Source organism: Vibrio sp. AH4 (assembly GCF_030710545.1).
Classification (GTDB): Bacteria; Pseudomonadota; Gammaproteobacteria; order Enterobacterales; family Vibrionaceae; genus Vibrio; species Vibrio metoecus.
Genome location: NZ_JALAIV010000001.1, coordinates 1,968,940 through 1,994,339, shown reverse-complemented (window position 1 = coordinate 1,994,339; position 25,400 = coordinate 1,968,940). Strand labels below are relative to the sequence as shown.

The 25,400-nt window shown below is 48.0% G+C and carries 23 protein-coding genes and 1 pseudogene; 7 read left to right on the top strand and 17 right to left on the bottom strand.

All coding sequences use genetic code 11. The annotated features are described in order from the left end of the window. Nucleotides 1–7: 7 nt before the first annotated feature. The 3 genes from MKA69_RS09385 to htpX all read right to left on the bottom strand — a co-directional run bounded on the left by MKA69_RS09385 (nucleotide 8) and on the right by htpX (nucleotide 2,230). Entirely contained in the window at nucleotides 8–733 is a 726-nt protein-coding gene (locus MKA69_RS09385) for an SDR family oxidoreductase (protein ID WP_055064480.1), read from the bottom strand. Next, complete coding sequence (locus MKA69_RS09380) at nucleotides 730–1,149, bottom strand: nuclear transport factor 2 family protein (protein WP_000383062.1); 420 nt, start codon at nucleotides 1,147–1,149, stop codon at nucleotides 730–732. The genes MKA69_RS09385 and MKA69_RS09380 overlap by 4 nt, the downstream gene beginning before the upstream one ends. A 217-nt stretch (nucleotides 1,150–1,366) precedes the next feature. Beyond that, nucleotides 1,367–2,230: a protease HtpX gene (htpX, locus tag MKA69_RS09375; protein ID WP_305847903.1), complete on the bottom strand. Its 864-nt coding sequence runs from the start codon at nucleotides 2,228–2,230 to the stop codon at nucleotides 1,367–1,369. A 255-nt stretch (nucleotides 2,231–2,485) separates the two neighbouring features. On the opposite strand from htpX, the gene MKA69_RS09370 reads away from it, so the two are divergent. Next, nucleotides 2,486–2,656: a hypothetical protein gene (locus MKA69_RS09370; protein WP_000796533.1), complete on the top strand. Its 171-nt coding sequence runs from the start codon at nucleotides 2,486–2,488 to the stop codon at nucleotides 2,654–2,656. Nucleotides 2,657–2,787: 131 nt separating this feature from the next. Beyond that, nucleotides 2,788–4,113, top strand: coding sequence for an IS4 family transposase (locus MKA69_RS09365; RefSeq protein ID WP_305847582.1), 1,326 nt, complete (start codon nucleotides 2,788–2,790; stop codon nucleotides 4,111–4,113). Nucleotides 4,114–4,165: 52 nt separating this feature from the next. On the opposite strand, the gene bioD is transcribed toward MKA69_RS09365, so the two are convergent. From bioD to bioB, 4 genes are read right to left on the bottom strand one after another with little or no spacing between them, the layout of a single operon-like run. Further along, on the bottom strand, nucleotides 4,166–4,861 hold the full coding sequence (gene bioD / locus MKA69_RS09360; RefSeq protein WP_001243134.1) for a dethiobiotin synthase: 696 nt from the start codon (nucleotides 4,859–4,861) through the stop codon (nucleotides 4,166–4,168). Continuing rightward, nucleotides 4,858–5,661, bottom strand: a complete 804-nt coding sequence (gene bioC / locus MKA69_RS09355) for a malonyl-ACP O-methyltransferase BioC (protein WP_055034386.1) — start codon at nucleotides 5,659–5,661, stop codon at nucleotides 4,858–4,860. Before bioC ends, bioD begins: the two co-directional genes overlap by 4 nt. Beyond that, complete coding sequence (bioF, locus tag MKA69_RS09350) at nucleotides 5,658–6,812, bottom strand: 8-amino-7-oxononanoate synthase (RefSeq protein ID WP_305847902.1); 1,155 nt, start codon at nucleotides 6,810–6,812, stop codon at nucleotides 5,658–5,660. Before bioF ends, bioC begins: the two co-directional genes overlap by 4 nt. Next, nucleotides 6,796–7,848 carry a biotin synthase BioB gene (gene bioB / locus MKA69_RS09345; RefSeq protein ID WP_305847901.1) on the bottom strand — a complete coding sequence of 351 codons (1,053 nt, stop codon included), beginning with the start codon at nucleotides 7,846–7,848 and terminating at the stop codon, nucleotides 6,796–6,798. The genes bioF and bioB overlap by 17 nt, the downstream gene beginning before the upstream one ends. Nucleotides 7,849–7,980: 132 nt before the next feature. On the opposite strand from bioB, the gene bioA reads away from it, so the two are divergent. Further along, on the top strand, nucleotides 7,981–9,261 hold the full coding sequence (bioA, locus tag MKA69_RS09340; RefSeq protein ID WP_305847900.1) for an adenosylmethionine--8-amino-7-oxononanoate transaminase: 1,281 nt from the start codon (nucleotides 7,981–7,983) through the stop codon (nucleotides 9,259–9,261). A 108-nt stretch (nucleotides 9,262–9,369) separates the two neighbouring features. Here the strand turns inward: bioA and serS are convergent, their stop codons facing one another. From serS to MKA69_RS09320, 4 genes are all read right to left on the bottom strand, one after another. Then, on the bottom strand, nucleotides 9,370–10,677 hold the full coding sequence (gene serS, locus MKA69_RS09335) for a serine--tRNA ligase (RefSeq protein WP_000887349.1): 1,308 nt from the start codon (nucleotides 10,675–10,677) through the stop codon (nucleotides 9,370–9,372). A gap of 103 nt (nucleotides 10,678–10,780) precedes the next feature. After that, the gene (locus MKA69_RS09330) at nucleotides 10,781–12,130 is read right to left on the bottom strand and encodes a replication-associated recombination protein A (RefSeq protein ID WP_305847899.1); all 1,350 of its coding nucleotides are present in this window, start codon (nucleotides 12,128–12,130) and stop codon (nucleotides 10,781–10,783) included. Nucleotides 12,131–12,154: 24 nt separating this feature from the next. Next, nucleotides 12,155–12,751 carry an outer membrane lipoprotein chaperone LolA gene (gene lolA / locus MKA69_RS09325; protein WP_305847898.1) on the bottom strand — a complete coding sequence of 199 codons (597 nt, stop codon included), beginning with the start codon at nucleotides 12,749–12,751 and terminating at the stop codon, nucleotides 12,155–12,157. Nucleotides 12,752–12,846: 95 nt separating this feature from the next. After that, on the bottom strand, nucleotides 12,847–13,467 hold the full coding sequence (locus tag MKA69_RS09320; protein ID WP_305847897.1) for a YecA family protein: 621 nt from the start codon (nucleotides 13,465–13,467) through the stop codon (nucleotides 12,847–12,849). Between the two features lie 164 nt (nucleotides 13,468–13,631). Between MKA69_RS09320 and dusC the strand changes: the two genes are divergently transcribed. Next, entirely contained in the window at nucleotides 13,632–14,603 is a 972-nt protein-coding gene (dusC, locus tag MKA69_RS09315) for a tRNA dihydrouridine(16) synthase DusC (RefSeq protein ID WP_305847896.1), read from the top strand. On the opposite strand, the pseudogene MKA69_RS09310 reads toward dusC, so the two are convergent. From MKA69_RS09310 to MKA69_RS09295, 4 genes and pseudogenes are all read right to left on the bottom strand, one after another. Further along, a pseudogene (locus MKA69_RS09310) lies at nucleotides 14,604–16,073 on the bottom strand (diguanylate cyclase). It lies immediately after the preceding gene. A gap of 167 nt (nucleotides 16,074–16,240) precedes the next feature. Then, entirely contained in the window at nucleotides 16,241–17,035 is a 795-nt protein-coding gene (locus MKA69_RS09305) for an ABC transporter ATP-binding protein (protein ID WP_000620371.1), read from the bottom strand. Beyond that, nucleotides 17,032–17,976 carry an ABC transporter permease gene (locus MKA69_RS09300; RefSeq protein ID WP_095458918.1) on the bottom strand — a complete coding sequence of 315 codons (945 nt, stop codon included), beginning with the start codon at nucleotides 17,974–17,976 and terminating at the stop codon, nucleotides 17,032–17,034. Before MKA69_RS09300 ends, MKA69_RS09305 begins: the two co-directional genes overlap by 4 nt. A gap of 112 nt (nucleotides 17,977–18,088) precedes the next feature. Beyond that, entirely contained in the window at nucleotides 18,089–19,054 is a 966-nt protein-coding gene (locus MKA69_RS09295) for an ABC transporter substrate-binding protein (protein WP_158120509.1), read from the bottom strand. Between the two features lie 419 nt (nucleotides 19,055–19,473). Here MKA69_RS09295 and MKA69_RS09290 point away from each other — a divergent pair, with 419 nt between their 5' ends. Then, a complete protein-coding gene (locus tag MKA69_RS09290; RefSeq protein WP_000131943.1) occupies nucleotides 19,474–19,884 on the top strand; it encodes a VF530 family DNA-binding protein in 411 nt (136 codons plus the stop codon). Between the two features lie 101 nt (nucleotides 19,885–19,985). On the opposite strand, the gene yfbV is transcribed toward MKA69_RS09290, so the two are convergent. Beyond that, nucleotides 19,986–20,438 carry a terminus macrodomain insulation protein YfbV gene (gene yfbV / locus MKA69_RS09285; RefSeq protein WP_001060897.1) on the bottom strand — a complete coding sequence of 151 codons (453 nt, stop codon included), beginning with the start codon at nucleotides 20,436–20,438 and terminating at the stop codon, nucleotides 19,986–19,988. A 349-nt stretch (nucleotides 20,439–20,787) separates the two neighbouring features. Here yfbV and MKA69_RS09280 point away from each other — a divergent pair, with 349 nt between their 5' ends. Both MKA69_RS09280 and pta read left to right on the top strand, forming a co-directional pair. Next, a complete protein-coding gene (locus MKA69_RS09280) occupies nucleotides 20,788–21,984 on the top strand; it encodes an acetate kinase (protein ID WP_055050529.1) in 1,197 nt (398 codons plus the stop codon). Between the two features lie 135 nt (nucleotides 21,985–22,119). Further along, nucleotides 22,120–24,267 (top strand): phosphate acetyltransferase, encoded by a 2,148-nt coding sequence (gene pta / locus MKA69_RS09275; RefSeq protein WP_305847895.1) that lies wholly within the window; start codon nucleotides 22,120–22,122, stop codon nucleotides 24,265–24,267. A gap of 94 nt (nucleotides 24,268–24,361) precedes the next feature. Here the strand turns inward: pta and MKA69_RS09270 are convergent, their stop codons facing one another. Beyond that, nucleotides 24,362–25,309: a glutathione S-transferase family protein gene (locus tag MKA69_RS09270; RefSeq protein WP_055030949.1), complete on the bottom strand. Its 948-nt coding sequence runs from the start codon at nucleotides 25,307–25,309 to the stop codon at nucleotides 24,362–24,364. Nucleotides 25,310–25,400 lie beyond the last annotated feature (91 nt).

The following is a 25,400-nucleotide window of genomic DNA, read 5'->3' as shown; positions in this document are numbered from 1 at the left end:
ATCCTTATTAAGCCTTCAACAGACGTCGAACTAAGCGACCTTGCCATGCATAAGGCAAAGCACCGAGTAGCCGAATCAGCCAAGTAAATCGTTTAGGGAAATAGAGTTGTGACACACCGCGCGCCAAGCCAGCTTTGATCTCTTGGGCGGCACGCTCTACTGTGATGATCATCGGCATGGCAAAAGTATTGCGATCCGTGAGTGGTGTGGCGACAAAGCCCGGAAAAATGGTGGTCACTTCAATACCAAGCGGACGCCAATCGAGTTGCAGCGCTCGTGCTAAATAAGCGACGGCCGCTTTGGAAGCGCCATAAGCTTCTGCTCGCGGCAAGGCCAATTCACTGGCAATTGAGCCAACAATCGCCACACGGTGGCCACGCGACAAATGTGGCTGAATGCCCTCAATCACCGCCGCCACGCCAAGCACATTGATATTGAACACGCGTGCCATCAGTGTGACATCCATCTTGCCATCATCGATGTATTCACAATCGCCCGCATTTAAAATCCAGAGTTCTGGCTGACATGGAAGCTGCGCTAATGCCGCTTTGGTGCCAATATGATCGGTGACATCAAACGCCAAGGGAAAAATGTTGGCGTGTTGTGCCTGCAAGCTGTCTAACACTGGCTGATTGCGTCCACACGCAACCACTTGCCACCCCTGTTTGGCATAATCCAATGCCAATTGTTTACCAATTCCGGAGGTCGCACCGGTAATGAACACAGCGCTCATTGTCCTAGCCTCCGCTTAATCGCGCGGATAACTTGCCCCAACACAGGTAACTGCTCATAAAGCATTTCCCCCATATCGAAATAATCGCGATGGTAGGTCACTTTGCCCTCGGCAAAGCGCAAGTGGCTCACGCCTTTCACATCCACCTGTTCGCCCTTGGCTAATTTTGGGTGACGTAAATGCATGGTCCAGACCAAAAAAGCGCCCTCATTCACCGCATACTGCTCATGAATGGTAAAAGTACAGGTATGAACGTTTTGGTAAAGATTCAAAAAATACTGGTAAAGGGCATCAAACCCTTCGATGCGATGTGCAGCATCTTCAAACACCACATCAGGATGATAGATTTCAATTAGCCTATGTAATTGGCTTTTATCTAATTGTTGATAAAACTGCGCGACGTGTTGTACGTCCATGATGCCCATCCCTAAAGTTATACAAATTTAAGATTCGTATAATGCATTACAACCATAGTTGAGTTTACAAAGTTGTACAATATTTTTTCTGTACAACTTTATAGTTCATACTACGAAACTTAGAGCGCGGGGGATCACTGCAAAGAGTTAATAGAGCGAGTAGAAGAGAAATTAAAGCAGAGATAAAAAAACCAGCCCGAAGGCTGGTTCTAAAACATTACAGATTACGCAGGGCGGCGATACGTTTTTCCAATGGTGGGTGAGTCATCATTAATTCAGACAGAGAGCGTTTACCCGTAATACCAAACGCCATCATCGAACCTTCAAGATGCGATTCTTGACCCATTTTCAACCGCTCCAATGCAGCAATCATCTTGTGTTTACCAACGAGCTGAGCCGCACCGGCGTCGGCATAGAACTCGCGACGGCGGCTGTACCACATAGTAATAAAGCTTGCTAGCAAACCAAATACCAGCTCTAGAGCCATCGAGACCCCAAAGTACACCATTATATTGCTACCTTCACCCTCTTCAGAGTCACGTGAAGCAACGATATTGGCGATAAAACGTGACAGGAAGATCACGAAGGTATTTACCACGCCTTGCATCAACGTCATAGTGACCATGTCACCGTTCGCAATATGGCTAACTTCATGCGCCAACACAGCTTCGGCCTCATCACGCGTCATGTTGTGCAACAAGCCGGTAGAAACCGCGACCAGAGAATCATCACGCTTAGCCCCCGTCGCAAACGCATTCATATCTGGTGCATCGTAAATCGCCACCGTTGGCATACCAATACCCGCTTGGTTTGCTTGGCGGCGTACTGTTTCTAATAACCAATGCTCAATTTCATTCCGCGGAGTATCAATGACCACACCACCCACTGAGCGTAGCGCCATACTTTTAGACATCAGCAGTGAAATAAACGCACCACCAAAGCCAAATACCGCCGCCATCACCAACAACCCAGACAAACTGCCCGGTTGCATGCCGGTAACAGCATAAACAATATTCAAAACAACACTAAGCACCAATACGACAGCAAGGTTGGTTGCTAAGAATAACAATATACGTTTCATGACTTACTCTCCGAAGGACACTTCTCAGCTGATGCGATGCGCGACTTTACCACACATCGTTTGTTCTTATTTACAACATATGTTCTTTCATTTGAAAAACAAGGTTAAGCAGGAAATTGCAACATTTAATGTCTAGCTAACCTAGCAGGCGTTTTAAATGAGCAGAGATATAGACTTTGGTCGTATTGAGATAGGCATAGCGAAAGAATAGAGTGCGGAAGTCAATGGAATTTCACCATAAACAAAGGAAAACACATGGCTGAAGCACATAGCTATCAAATGGCGATTGATTTACTTTGTTGTCATTTAGGTATCAGTGAACAAGAAGCTCGTACTCAACTCGGATTGGAAGCCAAAGAGCAGACACTGCAACAGCAGATTGTTGAGACTCAACAATCCCTGATGGGACTGAGTGCAGAAAAATAAGCACTTCGGATACTAAAAAGGCAGCTCACGCATGAGCTAATGCCGATCAGTTAAGACTTTAATCGGCAGATCAGTTGAACGATCCTGCCTGTATGTAAAAATCCGGTAGACCCTGTTTATCGGATTTTTTTATGCACGTTTCTCAAGCCCTCGACATCATCAACAGTTATAAACCCAATCACGTTGAAACACTCGCAGACCTCCTGCCCATTGAACTCATCAATAGTGCTTATCAGCTTACGGATACCGTGACTCTAAGAAAACGAAAGCTCACTTTAGAGTCGATGGCATGGTTACTGGTTGGCATGGCTATCTATAACGATAAATCCATGGCTGACATTGTAAATATGCTCGATATTGTTGACCGCACAGGCAAGCCATTCGTTGCTCCAAGTGCATTAACACAGCGAAGAAAAAACCTTGGTGAGTCAGCGGCTAAAGCGCTCTTTGAGTGTACGCAACGTCATTGGTTCAAACAGGCTAACTTACCAAACTGGAACGGACTTACGTTACTGGGTGTTGATGGGGTTTTATGGCGAACAGAAGACTCAAAAGATAACGCTGAAGCGTTTGCTAAGCCCACTAATCGGGATGGTAAAGAAACACAGTACCCACAGGTACGTATGGTCTGTCAGATGGAGCTGAGCAGTCACTTAATCACAGGCAGCGCTTTTGGCTGTTATACCGTTAATGAAATGAAGCTGGCAGAGCAGCTTATCGACACAACCCCCGATAACAGCTTAACGCTCTTCGACAAAGGCTTTTACTCCCTAGGTTTACTTCAAGCATGGTGTTCGCAAGGCATCAATCGACATTGGCTTATCCCCATGAAAAAAGGGCTGATTTATGAAGTTGTTCAGTCTTTTGGCCGACAAGATAAACTGATAAAACTGAAGAGTAACCCGCAAGCGCGTAAGAAATGGCCAGAGCTAGAAGAAGAGGTAGTGGTACGTTTAATCACGAGAGCTAAAGAGGGGAAACAATACGATGTTCTCACCTCAATGGTTGACCCGATGCGTTATCCGAAATCAGATATAGTCGGTTTATATGAATACCGTTGGGAAATTGAACAGGGGTACCGAGAGCAAAAGCAATACATGCTTGGTAACCGTCTTACACTGCGAAGCCGACTCCCAGAGCTGGTGAGACAAGAGCTCTGGGGAATACTCCTGACATACAACTTAGTCAGATATCAAATGGTGCAGATGTGTAATACGTTGAATGGAGACTACTTGCCATACCAACTGAGCTTCAATGGAGCCTTAGCCCACATCATGCGCCTAATAGTGGGACTTCCCTACTCGTCACCAGGAGCAATACCAAGGCAACTGCAAAACTTCTACGCAATGAGTGGAAGCTTAATACTTGAGCCAAGGCGAGAAAGAGCCTTCCCTAGAGTCGTGAAGAAGAAGCCAAGCCGATACCCTAGAAAATACAATGCCGCTCACCTTAAGTGAACGGCATTAGCTCACGCATGAGCTGCCTTTTTGTTTTGTCACTTTTCTATACTTACGCGGTAGGAGTGACTTCTAACACCTGTTCAAGATGGATGAATTTGCCCAATTCCTGACGCTTCGCGCTCGGCATATAGGGAATTTCACCCAGCTTAGGCGCACCAATTCGTCCTTCCAGATGTTCAATAATCTCCGCATAATGCTCCGTGCCAGGATTGACTCGGTTAGCAACCCAGCCGATCAACTCAAGGCCATCGGCACGAATCGCTTCCGCCGTTAAAATTGCATGGCTCAAGCAACCTAACTTAATTCCAACGACTAAAATCACGGGCAAGCGCTCTTGTTTAACCCAAGTGGATAAACAATCAGAATCCGATGTGGGTACTCGCCAACCACCCGCCCCCTCAACTACCACCAACTCCGCATTTTGTTTATGTTTCGCTAGCTTATTGCTCAGCAACGCATAATCAATCTCCACATTTTCATGTTTAGCTGCAATGTGAGGAGATGTCGGTAGAGCCAAAGCGTAAGGATTCACATCGTCATACGGCATTGTCACGGTTGCTGCTTTCATAAGATGCAAAGCATCTGAATTGCGATAGCCAAATTCCGTTTTATCACTACCCGCCGCCACTGGTTTGTAGCCAATTGTGGCAATATTCTGCGCCGCTAGCGCCTGAAGAATCGCTTTTGATGCGACTGTTTTCCCAACGTCGGTATCCGTCCCTGCGATAAAAATAGCATTTCTCATCGGTGAATAACCCCTAAACAAACTTGATATGTGGCAGGCACAAGACCCTGTTGGTTACGAAATGATTGGTAGGCCAACTCAACTTTTGCCAACGTTCGGCGACTGATCAGCCCGGTTGAACGCCCATTGACATGATTGGCACCGATCCCTTTTAGATCGCGCATCAGTGCGAAGGCTGTCTCATACCAAACGGTGATTGGCGCTAAGTCTAAGTGATGTTGCGCACACTCGGCTTGCGCTAACGCAATTTTTACCTGATTGATGGAAATGAACTGATTGATATGACGATGGTGATCAACACTTCGCCAAGCTTCTTGTAGCTCAAACAAGGAGCCATCGAGCAAGGTCGAAACAAAGGCTTGACCTTGTGGTTTGAGCACTCGCCGTATCTCGCCCAGCGGCAAAGATAAATCTTCACACCATTGCAGCGCTAAGCTAGAAAACACCAAATCGAAACTGGCTGGTGTGAAAGGCAGTTGCTCGGCATCCGCTAACTGGTAATGCATACCCTCATCGCCACAGCGTTGCCTTGCTTGCTCAAGCATGGCTAAGGAAATATCGGCGCATACCACCTGCGCACCACGTTCACGCAACAACGCAGAAAAATAGCCCGTTCCACAACCGAGATCGAGCACCAACAAGCCATCCATTCGACTCGGCATTTTATCGAGTAAACGCAATCCAACATCGCGCTGAAAGGCCGCATGTCGATCATAATGCTCGGCGGCTTTGCCGAAAGCTTGAGCAATAGCACTTTTATCTTTCAGCTCTGTATAAAGTTCGCAAGCGGTCATACTCATGCGCGCTTCTCCATCACTCTTTGTAACTGTTCAGCCAGATAGCGGACTTGTTGCTTTGAGTGTGCTGCTGTCAAGGTAATGCGTAATCGCGCGCTACCGACAGGCACAGTCGGTGGACGGATTGCACTCACCCAAATACCTTGCTGTTTCAGTTGATGGGATGCCGCCATTGCTTGCTCGCTGCTGCCTAATAGCCAAGGTTTGATTGGCGTTGACGTCGACACGTAACCCGGCGTGTCACTACACCATTCATCAAAACACGCCATCAGCTCAGCCAGTTTTTCTCTGCGCCAAGACTGGCTTTGGATCATCCGCGCAGCATGAGTCAGAGCATGTACTTGCGCGGGAGGTATTGCCGTTGAGTAGACATGGTGACGAGCAAACTGGGTCAGATAATCACCGACTTGTGCATCACACAATACCGCAGCTCCAGCTAAACCGAACGCTTTGCCAAACGTGACGACCAGAATATCGGGATGAATACCTGCCGCTTGGCAGCTACCCGCTCCATTCTCCCCAAGCACGCCAATGCCATGCGCATCATCCACCATCAACCACGCGCGCTGTTTCAGCGCAGCCACGATTTGTGCTAAAGGTGCGCAATCGCCATCCATGCTAAACACCCCTTCCGTCACCACTAAGCTGTTGCTCTGCTCATTCAGTAATTGGCGAAGATGGTCAGGATCATTGTGCTTAAAGCGTTTCATGGTGGCAGGGCTTAGCATGCCCGCTTCCATCAAAGAGGCGTGATTGAGTTTGTCTTGCAGCAGCAAGTCCTCTTTTTCGAGCAGAGTAAACAGCAGGGCTTGATTGGCACTAAAGCCAGAGCTGAACAAGACTGCTCGCTCGTAACCAAGCCAGTGACACAACTCATGCTCTAACTCAGCATGGGCGGAGCTAAAACCAGTCACCATCGGCGAAGCGCCACTGCCTGCGCCAAAGCGCGCCAGACCTGTTTGCCAAGCCTGCACTAACTCAGCATCACTGGCTAAACCAAGGTAATCGTTGCTTGAGAAGTTCAGGTAAGTACGATCTTGCTGAATCAGTTCACCTTGTGCGCTTCGCTCTAAAAGCTGAATACGGCGAGTCAGCCCTGAATGTTCACGCTCATTCAGAGCTTGCTCAATCCGCGACTTAAAGCGCAGCATCATAGAATAAATCGTCAGCGGTTGGGCGAGCGGCTACCCGTTCAACGACACGATCCAGCAATTCATTTTCCGTGATTTCATCAGGCTTTTGCGCCACTTGTTCACGGTTAATACCTAGCTTTTTAAACAGCAGCATATCGCTGTCTTCCGCGGGGTTGGGTGTGGTCAGCAGTTTGCAACCGTAGAAAATCGAATTGGCTCCGGCCATAAAGCACAGCGCCTGCATCTGCTCATTCATCTTCTCGCGTCCAGCTGAAAGGCGAACCGCAGATTTCGGCATCATAATGCGCGCCACTGCAATCAAGCGAACAAAATCAAAGGGTTCCACATCATCCACTTGTTCCAGTGGCGTACCTTTCACTTTGACCAGCATGTTGATCGGCACACTTTCAGGATGAGTCGACAAGTTCGCCAGCTCCACCAATAACCCAGCGCGGTCATTGGTGCTTTCCCCCATGCCGATAATGCCCCCCGAGCAGATCTTCATCCCAGCATCACGCACGTGCGACAAGGTATCTAGGCGATCTTGGTATGTGCGTGTGGTGATGATGTTGCCGTAAAATTCCGGAGAGGTATCAAGGTTGTGGTTGTAATAATCCAGCCCCGCTTGCGCCAATTGCTGCGCTTGATCTGGCGTCAACATACCCAGCGTCATGCAGGTTTCTAGCCCCATATCCTTGACGCCGCGGATCATCTCTTTGAGCAGCGGCATATCACGCTCTTTCGGATTCTTCCACGCCGCGCCCATACAGAAACGGGTCGAACCTGAAGTTTTGGCTTTTTGCGCCGCATCCAACACGCGCTCGACTTCCATCAAACGCTCTTTATCTACATCCGTACGATAGTGAGCACTTTGTGGGCAATATTTGCAATCTTCTGGACAAGCGCCGGTTTTGATCGACAGCAGCGTGCTGACCTGCACATGATTGTGCGGATGATGAAGACGGTGCACCTGCTGCGCTTCAAACAGCAGATCCATAAAAGGTTTATCCAGTAACGCTTTGACCTCAGCGACCGTCCAGTTATGACGAACTTCCACGTGTAATCCTTATTGGGGTTATTGGTTTTATGCTTGGCTAGTCTACTGACAGGCGTTAGACTGTCAACAACAAGAAAATCACAAGGTTTACATGTGATTATTAATTAATCTTCTATTGCTTTTGGAATGATGATGGATTTAGCCTTCGACCGTTGCCACATCTGGCATCCCTACACTTCGACCTTGACACCTCTGACCTGTTATCCGGTAAACCGAGCCGATGGCGTAATGATCACGCTTGAGGATGGGCGCAGCTTAGTCGACGGCATGTCCTCTTGGTGGGCAGCGATCCACGGTTACAATCACCCCAAACTCAATCAAGCGGCGCACCAGCAAATCGAGCAGATGTCACACATCATGTTTGGTGGGTTAACTCATCAACCGGCGATTGAGCTTTGCCAAAAGCTGCTCAAGCTCGCGCCCAACAATTTACAGCAAGTGTTTCTCGCTGATTCGGGTTCAGTCGCCGTAGAAGTGAGCCTGAAAATGGCGTTGCAGTATTGGCACAGCAAAGGTCAGCCGAGAGCAAAGTTTCTCACCCTACGCCACGGCTACCACGGCGATACCTTTGCGGCGATGTCAGTGACCGATCCAGATAACTCCATGCACAGCCTTTACAAGGGTTTTCTGCCCGAGCATATTTTCGCTAATTCGCCAGAAGGTGGATTTTTTGATGCGTGGGATGAGCGTGATATTGCCGATTTTCGTCACAAATTGGCTGAACATCACCACCAGATTGCCGCAGTAATTCTTGAGCCTATCGTGCAAGGGGCTGGCGGTATGCGCATCTATCACCCCGAGTTTTTACGCCAAGTTAGAGCTTTGTGTGATGAATTTGGTGTGCTGCTGATTTTGGATGAGATTGCGACCGGCTTTGGTCGCACAGGCAAAATCTTTGCCTGTGAACATGCAGGAATTCAACCAGATATTTTGTGTGTGGGCAAAGCACTGACTGGCGGCTATATGACACTGTCAGCCACTCTCACCACCAAACAAGTGGCCGATACTGTGTGTGCGGGAGAAGCCGGTTGCTTCATGCATGGCCCTACTTTTATGGGCAATCCGCTGGCTTGTGCGGTAGCAAGCGCGAGTTTATCGCTGATTGAGCAAGGCGATTGGCAACAGCAAGTCGCGGACATTGAAGCGTTTTTTGCCGAACATCTACCTAAACTCAATAATTTTCCACTAGTGAAACAAACTCGTTGGCTAGGCGCGATTGGTGTGGTGGAGACACGTTTTCCGGTCAATATGGAGGTGATTCAGACTCTCTTTGTAGAACATGGGGTTTGGATCCGACCCTTTGGTCGATTGATTTACCTGATGCCACCGTATATTAGTCAACCTGAACATCTGCAAAAACTGGTGGATGCCATTGCAGCCGCGTTAAACCAACCAGACTGTTTCAAGCAATAAGCTATGCACTGAGCTAATATTTCAAGCACAAAAAAGCCGACATCATCATGTCGGCTTTTGTCGTTCTTATGTGCTTTGAGCACTGATTTCCCTTACAGGAAAACGGGATTAACCGATATGGGTTAAACCGCCCATGTACTTTTGCAGTACCGCAGGAATCGCAATGCGACCATCGGCTTCTTGGTAGTTTTCCAAAATCGCGACCATGGTACGACCCACTGCCAGACCAGAGCCGTTCAGCGTGTGCACCAACTCAGGTTTCTTCTCACCTTTGCGGCGGAAACGCGCTTGCATACGACGCGCTTGGAAATCCCACATGTTTGAACAAGAAGAGATTTCACGGTACGTCTTCTGCGCTGGAACCCAAACTTCCAAGTCGTAAGTTTTGCACGAGCCAAAGCCCATGTCGCCCGTACACAGAATCACTTTGCGGTAAGGCAGCTCCAGCAGTTGCAGAACTTTTTCTGCATGGCCAGTCAACTCTTCCAATGCCGCCATGGAATCTTCAGGGCGAGTGATTTGTACCAGTTCCACTTTATCAAACTGATGCATACGGATCAGACCGCGAGTATCACGACCATAAGAACCCGCCTCAGAGCGGAAACAAGGCGTGTGTGCGGTCATTTTCAGAGGCAGTTCAGCTTCATCTAAAATGGTGTCGCGCACTAAGTTCGTCACTGGCACTTCTGCGGTTGGGATCAGTGATAGACGGCGTGGCTCTTCATCACTGGCTTTCTCAGTCAGAGGCTCCGTGTGGAATAGATCTTGACCAAATTTTGGTAATTGGCCTGTACCGAACAGCGTTTCAGCGTTCACTAGATAAGGCACATACAGCTCAGTGTAGCCGTGTTGATCGGTGTGCAGATCCAACATGAACTGTGCGATAGCACGGTGCAGACGAGCAAATTGACCTTTCATCACCACAAAACGCGCACCCGTGATCTTAGTAGCGCTCGCGAAATCCAGACCGTCGCCCATTTCACCCAAGTCCACATGATCTTTCACTTCAAAATCATAGGTTTTTGGGGTGCCCCAACGAGAAACTTCTACGTTTTCGCTGTCATCTTTACCGTTTGGTACAGCATCGTCTGGAATGTTAGGCACGGTTTGAGTGATCGCATCCAACTGCGCCATGACCGCATCCAACTCAACTTTTTTCGCATCCAGATCGTCACCCAAGGTGCCGATTTGTTGTTTAACCGCTTCTGCGCCCGCTTTGTCGCCAGACGCCATCAGTTGACCGATTTGCTTGGAGATGGAGTTACGCGTGGATTGTAAATTCTCAACTTCTACTTGAATGGACTTACGTTGTTCTTCAAGAGTACGGATAGTCTCCACGTCGAGTTTAAAACCGCGACGTGCCAATTTTGCAGCTGTTTCGTCCAGCTCAGTACGAAGTAATTTAGAATCCAGCATTGCTAATCCTATGCTTTAAGAGTTGCGAGAAAGCGCGTGTGCTTCCTTTTTAGCCAAAGCCACGCGTATTGAAATTTACCCTGCCAAAGATAACCAAAAGGCACTACTTTTCATAGCGCTTTTGTGGGCTTTTTGCGTTCAAATCCGCCAGATACGCTAACTTTTCAGCAATCTTAGTTTCTAGCCCGCGTTGAGTAGGCTGATAGTAGCGAGTTCCACTCATTTCTGGTGGGAAATAGCACTCCCCTGCAGCATAAGCGCCCGGTTCATCATGGGCGTAACGGTATTCCTCACCATAACCGAGATCTTTCATCAATCGCGTTGGGGCATTACGCAGATGCGGCGGTACTTCAAACTCAGGCAGATTATGCGCATCCGACAGCGCTTGTTTCCACGCGGTGTACACCGCATTGCTTTTCGGTGCGCAGGCGAGGTAGACAATCGCTTGAGCAATCGCGCGCTCGCCTTCTGCAGGCCCCACACGGGTAAAGCAATCCCACGCTGCGAGTGCCACTTGCATGCCCCGTGGGTCGGCATTACCAACATCTTCAGAGGCAATCGCGAGCAGACGGCGCGCGATATACAAAGGGTCACAGCCTGCGGAAATCATCCGCGCAACCCAGTACAGTGCCGCATCGGGATCGGAACCTCGAATCGATTTGTGTACAGCGGAAATCAGGTCATACCAAATATCGCCCTTGTTATCAAAGCGCGACACTTTTTCACCGGCTACTTCGGCAAGCAGAGGCAAATCAATTTGTTTGCGTCCCTGATCATCCTCACGAGCCATGTCATACAGCAGCTCAAGATAGTTGAGCGACATGCGCGCATCGCCATTGGCCAGCTCGGCTAAGCGATCCAACACGTTATCAGCAAATACCGCCGCCACTTTGCCAAGCCCGCGTTCAGTATCGGCAATCGCTTGATGCAGAGCTTGCAGAATTTCTTGTTGATTGAGTGAGGTGAGCTTATAAACCCGCGCGCGGGAAAGCAGCGCGTTATTAAGCTCAAAAGAAGGGTTCTCCGTGGTTGCGCCAATAAAAGTGACCGTACCGTCTTCAATATGCGGCAAAAACGCATCTTGCTGCGATTTATTAAAGCGATGGACTTCGTCGACAAACAAAATGGTGCGACGACCACTGAGTTTGTTCTCACGTGCTTTTTCGATCGCGGCACGGATCTCTTTGACTCCGGACGTCACCGCCGACACGCGTTCTACTTCCGCATTCGCGTAGTTAGCAGCCACTTCAGCTAAGGTGGTTTTTCCAGTGCCCGGAGGGCCCCAAAGAATCATCGAGTGAATATGCCCCGCTTCTAATGCACGGCGCAGCGGTTTTCCCGGCCCTAAGATGTGTTGCTGACCAATATACTGCTCCACGGTTTGTGGGCGCATACGGGCAGCTAACGGACGAAAATCTTCGTCGCCGGAAAAATCTAAGCTGTAATTACTCACTCGACTCGCTTCCTCGGTTCGGTTTTAGTTGCGCTGATCGTCAACTTCCACGCCTTTCGGCACTTTGTAGTTAAATACGCTAGCGTTGGGTTTTTGCTGCTTCACCTTGTTAAAGATAAATTCGCTCTGCTGACCATCTTGCTCAATCACTTTAAACCCTTGCACTACCCCTTTCTCACTGATGGTGATTTGGAAACGGCCTTGGTTTGAATCCAGCGCGGTAGGCGTCAGAGTAAACACATCGCCCTTTTCTTCCACATGGTAGGCATCCCAATCGCTGGCTTTATTACGAGTCAGCAGCACAAAAGGCGTCTGCTCTAAAGCTTCTTCGGCGCGGTACAAGGTGACCTGTTCCACGAAAGGATCGAAATGCCATAACGTCGTACCGTCGGAGACCAGTAAGTTTTCATCCGGCGTTTCGGTTTCCCAACGAAATAGGCTCGGACGAGCAATATCCACCTTGCCGTTTCCGGTCAGGATCACTTTGCCTTCAGGGCTTAATACTTGCTGATTAAAGTTCGCGCTGAAGCCTTCACTCATGGCTAAACGCTCACTTAAGGTATCTTTAGGGGCGGCAATCACCGAGAAACTACAAAATAACAGGGCTAACCATTTGTTCATGCTGACTCTGCTCCAAGCAATTTAGCAATGAGGAAGATAATAAAGCAAAAGCCTAAGCGTTTGCCTTCTCTAACGTGTCAGTGATGTGTAATAAACTATTGCCCACAACACTGTTTGAATTTTTTACCGCTTTCGCAAGGGCAAGCATCATTGCGACCAATGCCTTTAAACGGGTTCACACTTTGTGCTTTCGCGCCAAGCATAGCTTCGTCCGCGGCAAGCGCGACTTCATGTACCATTAGGTTCAGTTGTTCAATTAAATCCGCGAGCGCAGGGACTTGTTCATAACCTGCTTCGCGCATTTGCGCTTGGGTTTGCGCTTCATCAATCGCCAACATCAAGGTGGTCAATAATGCTTGCAGCATACGAATCGAACCATCTGCAAATGCACCCTGCTGCCACATAGGTTCTAGTTGTGGCCATAACTGCATAAAGCCTTCCGCAAAATCTGCCAAACCTTGCTCACGCGACGGTGCATGCTCAGCCAGCAGCGCCAACAAATCGTACCCATTGCCTTTAAGTTGCTGGTATTGGAGATGAATTTGCTCAGTTACAGGCTGTAATAGCGCTTGATGTTGCTCGGCAAACAGCTCTGGTAGCCACTGCTCAGGATCGAGCGGACGAGTCGCCAAGTTAGCAGCAAGCACCACACCTTCAATAAAAAGAGCCGACTCAGGGCATTCAACAGCACTGAGCTCGATCAGGGAATAATTCATAGAAAACGCTTAATACAAGGAAAGTTGCGCCGCATTATATACTCAAAGCGCCCGAAGTGGCAGGTCGTCTCGCCGAACTTGAATCGCAAACGATGGGTGACATTTATCAGTGCTACTACTACAATCTCGCTCCCTTTTCTCAGCGCTAGCCGGTATTCATCACTATGCGAGTTATTTTAGGCCCGATGGAGGGCGTGTTAGATCATTTGATGCGTGACATGCTGACACAAATCAACGACTACGATTTCTGCGTCACCGAATTTGTACGCGTAGTGAATCTGCTCTTGCCTGATCATGTGTTTTATCGCCTCTGCCCAGAGCTTCAGCACGGTTCTAAAACCCCGTCCGGTGTTCCGGTAAAAGTACAACTGCTTGGCCAAGATCCACACTGGATGGCAGAAAACGCTATTCGCGCAGCTGAGCTTGGGGCTTATGGCATCGATCTGAATTTTGGTTGCCCAGCGAAGATGGTCAATCAAAGCAAAGGCGGCGCGGCTCTTTTGCAGCATCCCGAGTTGATTTATCAGGTGGTCAAAGCGTGTCGTGACGCAGTGCCTGCGCACATTCCTGTGTCGGCGAAAATCCGCTTAGGTTGGGAAGATCCGGAAGATTGTTTTGAGATTGTCGATGCCGTTGCGCAAGCTAAAGCCGATGAGCTCACTGTGCACGCGCGCACCAAAGCCGGAGGCTACAAGGCCAGCGAAATCAAATGGCATTACATTGACCAGATCCGCCAAAAATGCAGTATTCCATTGATTGCTAACGGTGAAGTGTGGAATTACGCCGATGGTCAAGCTTGCATCCAAACCACAGGTGTCGATTCACTCATGGTGTGCCGCGGCGCGCTCAACGTGCCGAACTTAGGCAATGTGGTCAAACACAATCACGCGGCCATGCCTTGGCATGAAGTGGTGGATTTGTTGCTGCGCTACACGCAATTTGAGGTGCGTGGTGATAAAGGCAAATACTACCCAAACCGCATCAAACAGTGGTTTGCCTATCTGCGTCACGCTTACCCTCAGGCTAATGAGCTGTTTGGTGACTTACGTACCTTGACTCAAGTCGAGCCTATCGTGGACCAGTTGCATCGCTATCGCGATCAACTCCATCATGCCGCGACCGAGCAGCCAGTCTAATTAGTAAACCAACTGATTTTTGCCGCTGGTTTTCGCCACATACAACTTTTTATCAGCGGCTTTAAACTGTTCTTCAAAGCTCAGCGCTTTTTTACTTTCCACGATTTCAATCCCACCTGAGATAGTAAAGCCTTGCTCTAGGATGTGGGTTGAATCTTGGCAAACCGCGTCAAAAATTCGCTGCATGATTTTTTGAATTTGTTCTTGTTCTTTGGCCGTAACATAAACCACAAACTCTTCCCCACCAAACCGCGCCACCGCATCTGAGCTACGAATATGAGTTTCAATTTGCTCACCGATGTAGCAAATCACTTTATCGCCCATATCATGACCATAAGCATCATTGATCTGCTTGAAGTCATCTATATCCAACACCGCAATGGCTAAATATTGACTGTGCCGTTTGCCTTTCAGAAAGCTTTCCATACCACGTCGATTGAGTAAACCAGTCATCGGATCACGTGCGGCGAGCTGCGCATAATGCTGGCGATCCCAGCGAGTGTTGAGATAGATCAGAACGCCGGTGAGAAACAGGTAAACGAGTGCAACCACAAATAAGTTACCGCTTTTCTGTGTGAAAAAGTGTGACAACTCAGATTGAAGGTGCAGCTTATAGAACATGACCTGATGGTAATCCGCATAATCGCTGGCGAGCTTATAAGGACGATAAGCAAAATGGGGGATGGCCGTTTCATCCAAATCAATCATCTCAAAGCGAGAAGCCAAATGTGGCATACGGGTGAGTAATTCTCGTAAGCCAATATCTACCGCCACTAAGCCTTGATATTTCGACTGTATATAAACGGGTAGAATCAGCGTTAATAGCCATTCATGTTGCTCCCGGATCACCGAGCGATAAGGCCCATCAACCGCAATCATGTTCGGCGCAGCAATCGCCTGATTCCAGAGCGGGCTGCTTTCTATAAAATCTCTAATTTGCTGATAAGTGACATTGGCACCCAAAGTATCCGGAGATGAGATGATGTACCCACTGGTATCGACATAATGGACACCATAAATGTACTCATCCATATCATGTAAGAAAGAGAGCATCGGAGCCATGGCGAGTTTGACTTGTAAGCTGGGATCATTGTTAGGATTAGAATCACAGAGCGAAGCTTCCCCAATCAACATATAGCTTAAATCTAGCTTAGGTACAGCAAGGTTGGAGCTAAAACCCTGCGAGAGTACGAGTGCATCTATTGGTTTGATTTGACAGACATTTTATACAATCCTAGCACTGTGCTTAAATAAGATATTATCCGCAGGACGCTGATTATGCGTAAACGTGTAATCAAGTGCTGTCACCACTTTCTCTGCGCGATCCAGTTGCTGTTGAATGTCCGCGTAAGCATCATCAATTTCTTCATTAAGATCAAACAGATATTGCTGAAACACAGAAGCGGTCAAGACGAAAGCGACAAACAATGGCGCGCAGATAATCCAAGTTAAACTCATGCGCTGATTCATAATTGCCTGCTAACCTCTAGAAATGAAAAACCCATCATAAACCAATAACGCTTATGATGGGTGGGGATATTGCGTTGCGGAGATTATGCCAAAAAAACACAAAAAATTGCTAGCGCTTGTTGGTAAGAACGCCGCAAGTTTTCATTTTTTCTCATTAAAAGCCGTCATTAACTGAGCAGAAGGCTATCATCCGCCAACTCTTCTCCACGCACTTTCGAGAACATCTCCAACAGCTCGGGAACCCCCATACTGGCACGCTGTTCACCCATGACATCCAATACAATCTGACCTTGGTGCAGCATGACGGTACGATCACCACAAGCCAGAGCATCTTTCATCGAGTGCGTTACCATCATCACCGTCAGATTGAACTCTTTAACGATTTTTTTCGTCAGATCAATGATGAATGCTGCCATTCGCGGGTCAAGTGCTGCGGTATGTTCATCGAGTAGCAAAAGTTTACTTTCTGACAATGTCGCCATCACCAGACTTACCGCTTGACGCTGGCCACCAGAAAGCAAACCAATATTGTCACCGAGGCGATTTTCTAGCCCCAAGCCAAGAATGCTAATACGCTCTTGAAACAATTTGCGACGTTGGCTTGAGAGCGCCAAACTCCAACCGCGGTTTTTGCCACGCATATAAGCCAAAGCCATGTTCTCTTCAATCGTCAGGGCGCCACAGGTCCCAGCTAACGGATCTTGAAACACTCGCGCACAAAGGTTAGCGCGTTGATCGACACTCTGTTTAGTTACATCAATTTCATCAATCAATACTCGGCCACCGACGATCGGAGTCTCTCCCGTTACTGCGCCGAGCAAGGTTGACTTACCGGCACCATTCGAGCCGATCACGGTTAAAAATTGATGCTCAGGCACCTCTAACGATACACCGCGTAACGCGCGATTCTCCAAAATCGTGCCAGGGTTAAACGTCACCTGAATATCTTGTAAACGGATCATACTGCTTCTCCTGAGGCGCTTCCCTGCTGAGAGACTTCGGACTTCTGAGCAGGTGCGTTACGCTTTTTTATTTTCAAATTCCTTTTGATCTTCGGCATGATCAGCGCCAAAGCCACCAAGACCGCCGTGATGAGGTTAAGATCCGAAGCTTGTAAGCCAAACATACCTGAGCTAAGTGCAAAAGCTACCGCTAAGCGATACAGCACCGAACCGACAATTACGGCGACGACAGCGACCCAGATTTTACGCCCCGGAATTAGAGTTTGACCCAGAATGACCGCCGCAAGACCAACCACAATAGTACCGACACCAGAAGTGACATCCGCAAAACTGTTAGTTTGAGCAAATAGAGCGCCAGCAAATCCAACAAAACCGTTAGAAAGCGCTAAACAGAAATAGGTATAAAACGCGGTGCTCGCCCCTTGTGCTGCAACCATTCGAGCATTCACCCCCGTTGCACGCAGGCCTAAACCAAAATCACTGTTTAACAGCCTGATCACGAATAGAGCAGAGATAAGAACCAGAACAGCGACCACCAAAGGACGAATAAATACGGGATCGCCTAAGGCTTCAAAGGGAGTCAAAATAGTATCTTCCCCTAACAAGGCAAGATTAGGGCGCCCCATGATGCGGATATTGATCGAAAAGGCAGCAATCATGGTCAATATGGACGCTAAAAGATGCAAAATACCACAGCGAACCGTCAAAAAAGCCGTGACCCACCCTGTCGCAGCGCCAGCGAGAATGGCCAATCCTGTTGCCACCCAAGGGTTAATCCCCGCCACAATTGCGGTTGCTGCAACCGCAGCCCCCATAGGAAAACTACCATCGACACTCAAATCTGGAAAATCGAGCACTCGAAAAGTTAAATACACGCCCAAAGCCACTAAGCCATACAATAAGCCAAGCTCCAAAGCGCCAAAAAAGGCAAAAGCAGACATACATACTCCTTTCTGCTTAAAGAAGTTGGAATACACCAACCCCTTGGAATATACGCTTCCGACTAGGGTTACAGCAGCATTGCTTTAACCCTAGTGATTTGGATATAGCTTATTATTTGGTACTGGTTGCACGCGCAAGAACGGCGTCTGGAATGCTGATGCCTAGCTTATCAGCAGCCGTTTTGTTGATGACAAGATCAGAACCTTTTGCCACTTGAACATCCAGTGTGCCAGGTTCTTTGCCTTCGAGGATGGCTGCAACATAATCTGCCGTTTGTACCCCGATTTGGTAGTAATCAAAACCGAGGCTCGCAATCGCACCGCGATCTACATACGAAGTCGCCGCGCCGAATACTGGCGTTTTCGCTTGGTTAGCAGCCACGATCATGCCTTCAATCGCACTGGCAACGGTGTTATCGATCAGTGCGTAAATCACATCAGATTTCTCTGCAATCGCCTGAGTAGCAGATTGTACATCGGCACTTTTCAGTGCGGTGGCTTCCACCAGTTTAATACCATGCTTTGCTGCCGAGAGTTTGAGCAACTCCATTAGGCTGACGGCATTGGCTTCACCAGGGTTGTACACCACGCCGATCGACTTGACATTTGGTAGGATTTCTTTAATCAGTTCAACATGCTGCTCAACCGGAGACAGATCTGACAGGCCTGTAACGTTTTTACCCGGTTGTTCAAGTTGTTTTACTAGCTTAGCACCAACAGGATCGGTGACGGCGGTAAACACGATTGGAATGGTTTTAGTGGCCGAAACCAGTGCTTGTGCAGTAGGTGTCGCAATACCAACTAATACATCTGGATTTTCACCAACAAATTGACGTGCAATTTGTACAGCAATCGCTGGGTTACCTTGCGCTGTTTTATAGTCAAATTCTAGGTTTTTACCCTCTTCATAGCCTTTGGCTTTCAATCCATCAAGTAGTCCTTGACGTGTTGCATCCAAAGCGGGGTGTTCCACAATTTGTGATACCGCGACTTTGGCTGTTTTGGCCATGATACTCTGAGAGGACAGTAGTGCAGCTCCGGCTAGAACGGCGGTAGCAATGACTTTGCCTGCTTTCATCTTAACTCCTTGATATAAAGCATAGTTTTTATGATGTTGTGTGTGGGTGTAGCTTTAATAGTTTTTATTGGACACTCAAGGTGTCGCTGACAACATTATTACCAGTAACTTTAGGCAAAGGGAAGTAGGATTTAACAGTCAGATAACAGAAAAAAGTGCAGAATTTGGTCAATGTCGAAAATGGAAGTGAAGTTGACTATACCCAAACGACTTCCAGTTGCAGATGACGGTGGGTAAATTAATTCTCATAAGTATAGAGAAGCGATCTGACTGAGGTGAACCAATAAAAGATAATCATAGGGAAGTAAGGTCTACTCTGCTAGAATTCGCTCCCCTCGCAGGGATCAACAAATACATGACTCATATCTGCCAAATCTTGGTATACCTACCCTATTTACCCTTAGGAGCCGATAATAATGATGACCGATCAAGAAAGAATCGAACTACAAAAAAACAATCCATTACACGGCCTTAAGTTAGAAACCTTGCTACAAGAGCTGGTGGATTTTTATGGCTGGGATATTTTAGATACCGCAATGCGCTTTAACTGCTTTCATACCAAGCCTTCGATCGCTAGTAGTGTCAAATATTTAAACAAGACCGAGTGGGCACGAGAAAAACTAGAAAATTTTTATCTCTATCGCTTTAAACGTATGCCTCGCGCTTCCAGTGAAGAGTTTAATCTTCCGCCACGCGCACGCACTTTCCCTCATGGCCTACAGCCGAAAGAACCGATGCAATTAACGGTAGACTCTATTTTAAAATCTCAGGCAAAAGCGGCTTCTGCTCATAAAGAAAGAACGTCCCGCAGCCGCCACTCTCAACGCTAGGTTACTTTGGTCTACTGGGCTAGGTTGCTTTGGCCTAATGTAAGTTTGTGTGGTCAACTATCCGATATCCGTTGGCCACACAAACCCTTTAGATAGAAGGATTAGAACCAGCGTTCTAGTGCAGTATCATCCAACTGACGAAACGCGCGATTCAGCACATGAGCCAGCTCTTTATATCGCGGTTTGCTTTTGATCGGTTCGAGAGCGAAACCGGTCTCGACAACCTTCATATAGAGCTCGCGGTACCAACTGGCTAGCGCGGGAGGCAATTGGGTATTGGCTCGGTTGCCCAGCCACCAAATACCTTGCAAGGGTAGACTCATGGCAAACAAAGCAACCACAATCGCTTGAGGCATGGCTTGGGTATTCGTAAACACCATTTGCGTCAATACGCTGATCGCCGCAACCGCAGGCATGACTTTAATCGCAAAGCGAGTGGCCTTAATCACTCGTTGTTCAGGAAACAGCGGATTTAGCTCTTTGCGCATCGGCCAAATATCCATGTACTTTTGGCCATCTTTTAGGCTATGCACGATGCCGACTTTATTATTCATACCCACTTCCTCGCTGCTCTTTGCTCAACCCACTAAAATTTAGTTGAATGATTCAACAAAAGACGCAAAAATTTGACAAAAGCTAATATTGATTCAAATTTTTTTTGTTATATTTGTCCATTATCGCTATGCTTTGCGGACTCTCAATCTCATTGTTGCCCTTATTTACAATTTAGGCAACGTTGAGACGATTCCTGCACGGATTGCATCGACGATTTATACTGACTTTGTCACGTCTCCACGATACGGAAATTGACGTTTTATTGACCGAGATTAGTGCGCATTCATCGAGGCGTCATCTACTCTTGGTACTGATTTTATCCTAACCGATTATTACAGGTAGTCACTCATGTCTAAGCTGGTTTTAGTTTTAAACTGCGGTAGTTCTTCACTTAAGTTCGCGGTTGTTGACGCTCAAAGCGGTGAACAACATCTTTCAGGTCTTGCTGAATGTTTACACCTTCCTGAAGCTCGTATCAAGTGGAAATTGGACGGCAAGCACGAAGCTCAACTGGGCGAAGGCGCTGCACACGATGAAGCTCTGTCTTTCATCGTTGAAACTATTCTTGCTTCTAAGCCAGAACTGGCAGCTCAACTGAAAGCTATCGGTCACCGCGTAGTACACGGTGGTGAGCAGTTCACTCAATCAGCACTGATCGACGACGCTGTGCTGAAAGGTATCGAAGATTGTGCAACTCTAGCTCCACTGCACAACCCAGCACACATCATCGGTATCAAAGCAGCGCAAAAAGCGTTCCCTGCACTACAAAACGTAGCCGTGTTCGATACTGCGTTCCACCAAACTATGCCTGAAGAAGCGTACCTGTACGCTCTGCCATACAAGCTGTACAAAGAGCACGGCATCCGTCGTTACGGTATGCACGGTACTTCTCACCTGTTCATCGCACGTGAAGCGGCTGAGCGTTTGGGCAAACCAGCTAACGAACTGAACATCATCAACTGCCACCTAGGCAACGGTGCTTCTGTTTGTGCGATCAAAAACGGCCAATCTGTTGACACTTCTATGGGTCTGACTCCACTGGAAGGTCTGGTGATGGGTACTCGTTGTGGTGATATCGATCCTGCGATCATTTTCCATCTGCACGATGCACTGGGTTACTCAGTTGAGCAAATCAACACAATGATGACCAAAGAATCAGGTCTGCTGGGTCTGACTGAAGTGACTTCTGACTGCCGTTTTGTTGAAGACAACTACGGTCAAAAAGAAGAAGCAACTCGCGCAATGGACGTGTTCTGTCACCGTCTGGCGAAATACGTTGCAGGCTACACTGCAAGCCTAGAAGGCCGTCTGGATGCGATCACTTTCACTGGTGGTATCGGTGAAAACTCTGCGCCTATCCGTGAAATGGTTCTGAACCGTCTAGCGATCTTCGGTATCACTGTTGACAGCGCAGCAAACCTGAAAGCGCGTTTCGGCGGTGAAGGTGTGATCACGACTGCTGACAGCCGTATCCCAGCGATGGTTATCGCGACTAACGAAGAGTTAGTGATTGCAGAAGATACAGCTCGTCTGACTAACATCTAATTCGACTTACACTGGCTAACTCAGGTTAGCCAGTGTCATTTAGGGGCTCAGCGTAAGCCTGTCCTGCGTTTGAGCTTTGTCACTTTCAATCTAAGCACCTTAGATTGGTATCAATAGTGTTGAGGTACTTTACCAATGTCCCGTACTATTATGCTTATCCCAATCAGCGCTGGCGTCGGTCTGACTAGCGTGAGCATGGGTCTCCTGCGTTCTATGGAACGTAAAGGGGTTAGCGTTTCTTTCTATAAGCCTATCGCACAGCCACGTACTGGCGATGACCAACCTGACCTGACTTCTACTGTCATGAGCCGCAACAGCGACATTAAGATCGGTGAGCCGATGAGTATGTCTGCTGCAGAAGCGTTGATTGGTAGCGAGAAGATGGACGTTCTGCTAGAAACTGTGGTTGAGCGTTACAATCAGATCAACAAAGATGCAGAAGTGACTTTGATCGAAGGTTTGGTTCCAACACGTAAACACCCTTTTGCTAACCAAGTGAACGCGGAGATCGCCAACACGCTAGGCGCAGAAATTGTTTTCGTTGCCACTCCGGGTACTGATAACCCAACGCAACTGAAAGAGCGCATTGAAGTCGCATGTTCTAACTTTGGTGGTACCAAAAACAAGAGCATTTCTGGCGTTATCATCAACAAGCTGAATGCACCGGTTGATGAAGCTGGCCGTACTCGCCCTGATTTATCTGAAATCTTTGATGATGCTGATAGCGCGACGAAGCAAGCTAACCTTGAAGTGATGCAGATCTTCAACACCAGCCCAATTCGTGTGCTGGGTTGTGTGCCATGGAGCATCGACCTGATTGCCACTCGTGCAATCGATATGGCGAAGCATCTGAAAGCGGAAGTGATCAATCAAGGCGACATCAATACCCGTCGTATCAAGAGCATCACTTTCTGTGCACGTTCTATTCCACACATGATTGAGCACTTCAAACCAGGTTCACTGTTGGTTACTTCAGCAGACCGTCCTGACGTGATTGTGGCTGCCGCACTGGCTGCAATGAACGGTGTGGAAATCGGTGCAGTACTGCTGACTGGCGGTTACGACATTCCGACTGAAATCGTTAACCTATGTAAACCTGCTTTTGATACTGGCCTGCCAATTTTCAAAGCGCAAGGCAACACATGGCAAACTTCACTGAACCTGCAAAGCTTCAGCCTTGAAGTACCTGCTGACGACAAAGAGCGTATCGAATTCATCAGCGAGCACGTAGCAAGCCACATTGACGGCCCATGGGTAGACTCTCTGACTGAAGGTGCACAAGCATCTCGTCGTCTGAGCCCACCAGCCTTCCGTTATCAGCTGACTGAACTGGCTCGCAGCGCGAACAAGCGTATCGTACTGCCAGAAGGTGATGAGCCACGTACCGTGAAAGCAGCAGCTATCTGTGCTGAGCGCGGCATTGCACAATGTGTGCTACTGGGTAACCCAGAAGAGATCAAACGTGTTGCTGCGCAGCAAGGTGTTGAGCTGGGTTCTGGCATCGAAATCATCGATCCAAAAGTAGCTCAAGAGCAATACGTAGCGCGTTTGGTTGAACTACGTAAGAGCAAAGGCATGACTGAAGTGGTGGCGCGTGAACAACTGGAAGATACCGTTGTTCTAGGCACTATGATGCTTGAGCGTAACGAAGTTGACGGTCTGGTTTCGGGTGCGGTTCACACCACAGCGAACACCATTCGTCCACCACTACAAATCATCAAGACTGCGCCAAATGCGTCTCTGGTTTCGTCAATCTTCTTTATGCTGCTGCCTGATCAGGTACTGGTATACGGTGACTGTGCGATCAACCCAGATCCAAACGCAGAACAACTGGCTGAGATTGCTATCCAGTCAGCCGATTCTGCCGCGGCCTTCGGTATTGATCCTCGCGTAGCGATGATCTCTTACTCGACCGGTACTTCTGGTCAAGGTGCTGATGTTGATAAAGTACGTGAAGCAACCCGCATTGCCAAAGAGAAACGTCCTGATCTGATCATTGACGGTCCTCTGCAGTACGATGCTGCGATCATGGAAAACGTAGCGGCTTCAAAAGCGCCTAACTCGCCAGTAGCCGGTAAAGCAACCGTATTCGTATTCCCAGATCTGAACACCGGTAACACCACTTACAAAGCGGTACAACGTTCAGCGGATCTGGTGTCTATCGGTCCTATGCTGCAAGGTATGCGTAAGCCTGTTAACGATCTGTCTCGTGGCGCATTGGTTGACGATATCGTCTACACCATCGCACTGACTGCTATCCAAGCTGGTCAAGAGCAGAAATAAGTTCGAGTCACAGAAATCCATTCTGCTGACAAATAGGCAAAGCCCCCGAAATTCGGGGGCTTTTTTATGTGCTTTATTCATTCATGCCCATATTTCAGCTAATCCGCTCCCGCAGATGTGGGCTGAGCAGATCTAACTGCGGACCAACTGGCACAACTTGAGTTGGGTTGATCATGGTGTGACTAAAATAGTAATGCCGCTTGATATGGTAAAAATCGACCGTTTCTTGGATACCGGGGACTTGGTACAACTCACGCAAATAGCCACTCAGGTGAGGATAATCGGCAATACGTTGGCGGTTACATTTGAAATGCCCGACATACACTGCATCAAATCGAATCAAGGTTGTGAATAAACGCCAGTCGGCTTCGGTAATTTGGTTTCCGGCTAAATAGCGGTGTGTCGCGAGATGCTGGTCAACTTTATCCAACGCCGCAAACAACGCGTCAAAGGCTTCTTCATAGGCTTTTTGTGTGGTCGCGAACCCGCAGCGATATACCCCGTTATTAATATTTGGGTATATAAACTCATTCCACTCATCAATCGCTGTGCGCAGCGCTTGAGGGTAATAATCGGTTTGATTGCCAGTTAACTCATTAAACGCACTGTTAAACATGCGGATGATTTCGGAAGATTCATTACTGACGATGGTGTTCAGCTTTTTATCCCACAACACAGGTACAGTGACTCGCCCTGTATAATCCACTTTCGCATGGGTATAAAGCTGATGAAGTTGGGTGTAACCATAAAGAGGCTCAGGAATACCAAACTGCCATCCGTGTGACATCATGTCCGGACAGACAATCGTCACATCGATATGCTCGGTCAAACCTTTCAGAGCACGAAAAATCAGTGCTCGATGTGCCCATGGGCATGCCAATGAAACATACAGATGATAGCGGCCGGACTCAGGCTGAAACGGCGCACCCGATCGATGTTCGATCCAGTGACGAAACCCAGCATCTTCGCGGACAAACTCACCGTCACTTTGCTTAGTGTCGTACCATACGTCATGCCACTTACCTTTGATCAGTTTGCCCATGTTGCCCCCTTTTCTGCTTCTTTTGGGCATTATAAGTAACTGAGCGGAGGACTTAACCCAAGGCTATTGGCCGTGTTGTTCAAAAAATTCG

What these genes read in the sequence shown, in the direction of transcription:
- MKA69_RS09385 (WP_055064480.1), bottom strand. Translation starts at nt 733, where the DNA reads ATGAGCGCTGTGTTCATTACCGGTGCGACCTCCGGAATTGGTAAACAA.
- MKA69_RS09380 (WP_000383062.1), bottom strand. Translation starts at nt 1,149, where the DNA reads ATGGACGTACAACACGTCGCGCAGTTTTATCAACAATTAGATAAAAGC.
- htpX (WP_305847903.1), bottom strand. Translation starts at nt 2,230, where the DNA reads ATGAAACGTATATTGTTATTCTTAGCAACCAACCTTGCTGTCGTATTG.
- MKA69_RS09370 (WP_000796533.1), top strand. Translation starts at nt 2,486, where the DNA reads ATGGCTGAAGCACATAGCTATCAAATGGCGATTGATTTACTTTGTTGT.
- MKA69_RS09365 (WP_305847582.1), top strand. Translation starts at nt 2,788, where the DNA reads ATGCACGTTTCTCAAGCCCTCGACATCATCAACAGTTATAAACCCAAT.
- bioD (WP_001243134.1), bottom strand. Translation starts at nt 4,861, where the DNA reads ATGAGAAATGCTATTTTTATCGCAGGGACGGATACCGACGTTGGGAAA.
- bioC (WP_055034386.1), bottom strand. Translation starts at nt 5,661, where the DNA reads ATGAGTATGACCGCTTGCGAACTTTATACAGAGCTGAAAGATAAAAGT.
- bioF (WP_305847902.1), bottom strand. Translation starts at nt 6,812, where the DNA reads ATGATGCTGCGCTTTAAGTCGCGGATTGAGCAAGCTCTGAATGAGCGT.
- bioA (WP_305847900.1), top strand. Translation starts at nt 7,981, where the DNA reads ATGGATTTAGCCTTCGACCGTTGCCACATCTGGCATCCCTACACTTCG.
- serS (WP_000887349.1), bottom strand. Translation starts at nt 10,677, where the DNA reads ATGCTGGATTCTAAATTACTTCGTACTGAGCTGGACGAAACAGCTGCA.
- lolA (WP_305847898.1), bottom strand. Translation starts at nt 12,751, where the DNA reads ATGAACAAATGGTTAGCCCTGTTATTTTGTAGTTTCTCGGTGATTGCC.
- MKA69_RS09320 (WP_305847897.1), bottom strand. Translation starts at nt 13,467, where the DNA reads ATGAATTATTCCCTGATCGAGCTCAGTGCTGTTGAATGCCCTGAGTCG.
- dusC (WP_305847896.1), top strand. Translation starts at nt 13,632, where the DNA reads ATGCGAGTTATTTTAGGCCCGATGGAGGGCGTGTTAGATCATTTGATG.
- MKA69_RS09305 (WP_000620371.1), bottom strand. Translation starts at nt 17,035, where the DNA reads ATGATCCGTTTACAAGATATTCAGGTGACGTTTAACCCTGGCACGATT.
- MKA69_RS09300 (WP_095458918.1), bottom strand. Translation starts at nt 17,976, where the DNA reads ATGTCTGCTTTTGCCTTTTTTGGCGCTTTGGAGCTTGGCTTATTGTAT.
- MKA69_RS09295 (WP_158120509.1), bottom strand. Translation starts at nt 19,054, where the DNA reads ATGAAAGCAGGCAAAGTCATTGCTACCGCCGTTCTAGCCGGAGCTGCA.
- MKA69_RS09290 (WP_000131943.1), top strand. Translation starts at nt 19,474, where the DNA reads ATGACCGATCAAGAAAGAATCGAACTACAAAAAAACAATCCATTACAC.
- yfbV (WP_001060897.1), bottom strand. Translation starts at nt 20,438, where the DNA reads ATGAATAATAAAGTCGGCATCGTGCATAGCCTAAAAGATGGCCAAAAG.
- MKA69_RS09280 (WP_055050529.1), top strand. Translation starts at nt 20,788, where the DNA reads ATGTCTAAGCTGGTTTTAGTTTTAAACTGCGGTAGTTCTTCACTTAAG.
- pta (WP_305847895.1), top strand. Translation starts at nt 22,120, where the DNA reads ATGTCCCGTACTATTATGCTTATCCCAATCAGCGCTGGCGTCGGTCTG.
- MKA69_RS09270 (WP_055030949.1), bottom strand. Translation starts at nt 25,309, where the DNA reads ATGGGCAAACTGATCAAAGGTAAGTGGCATGACGTATGGTACGACACT.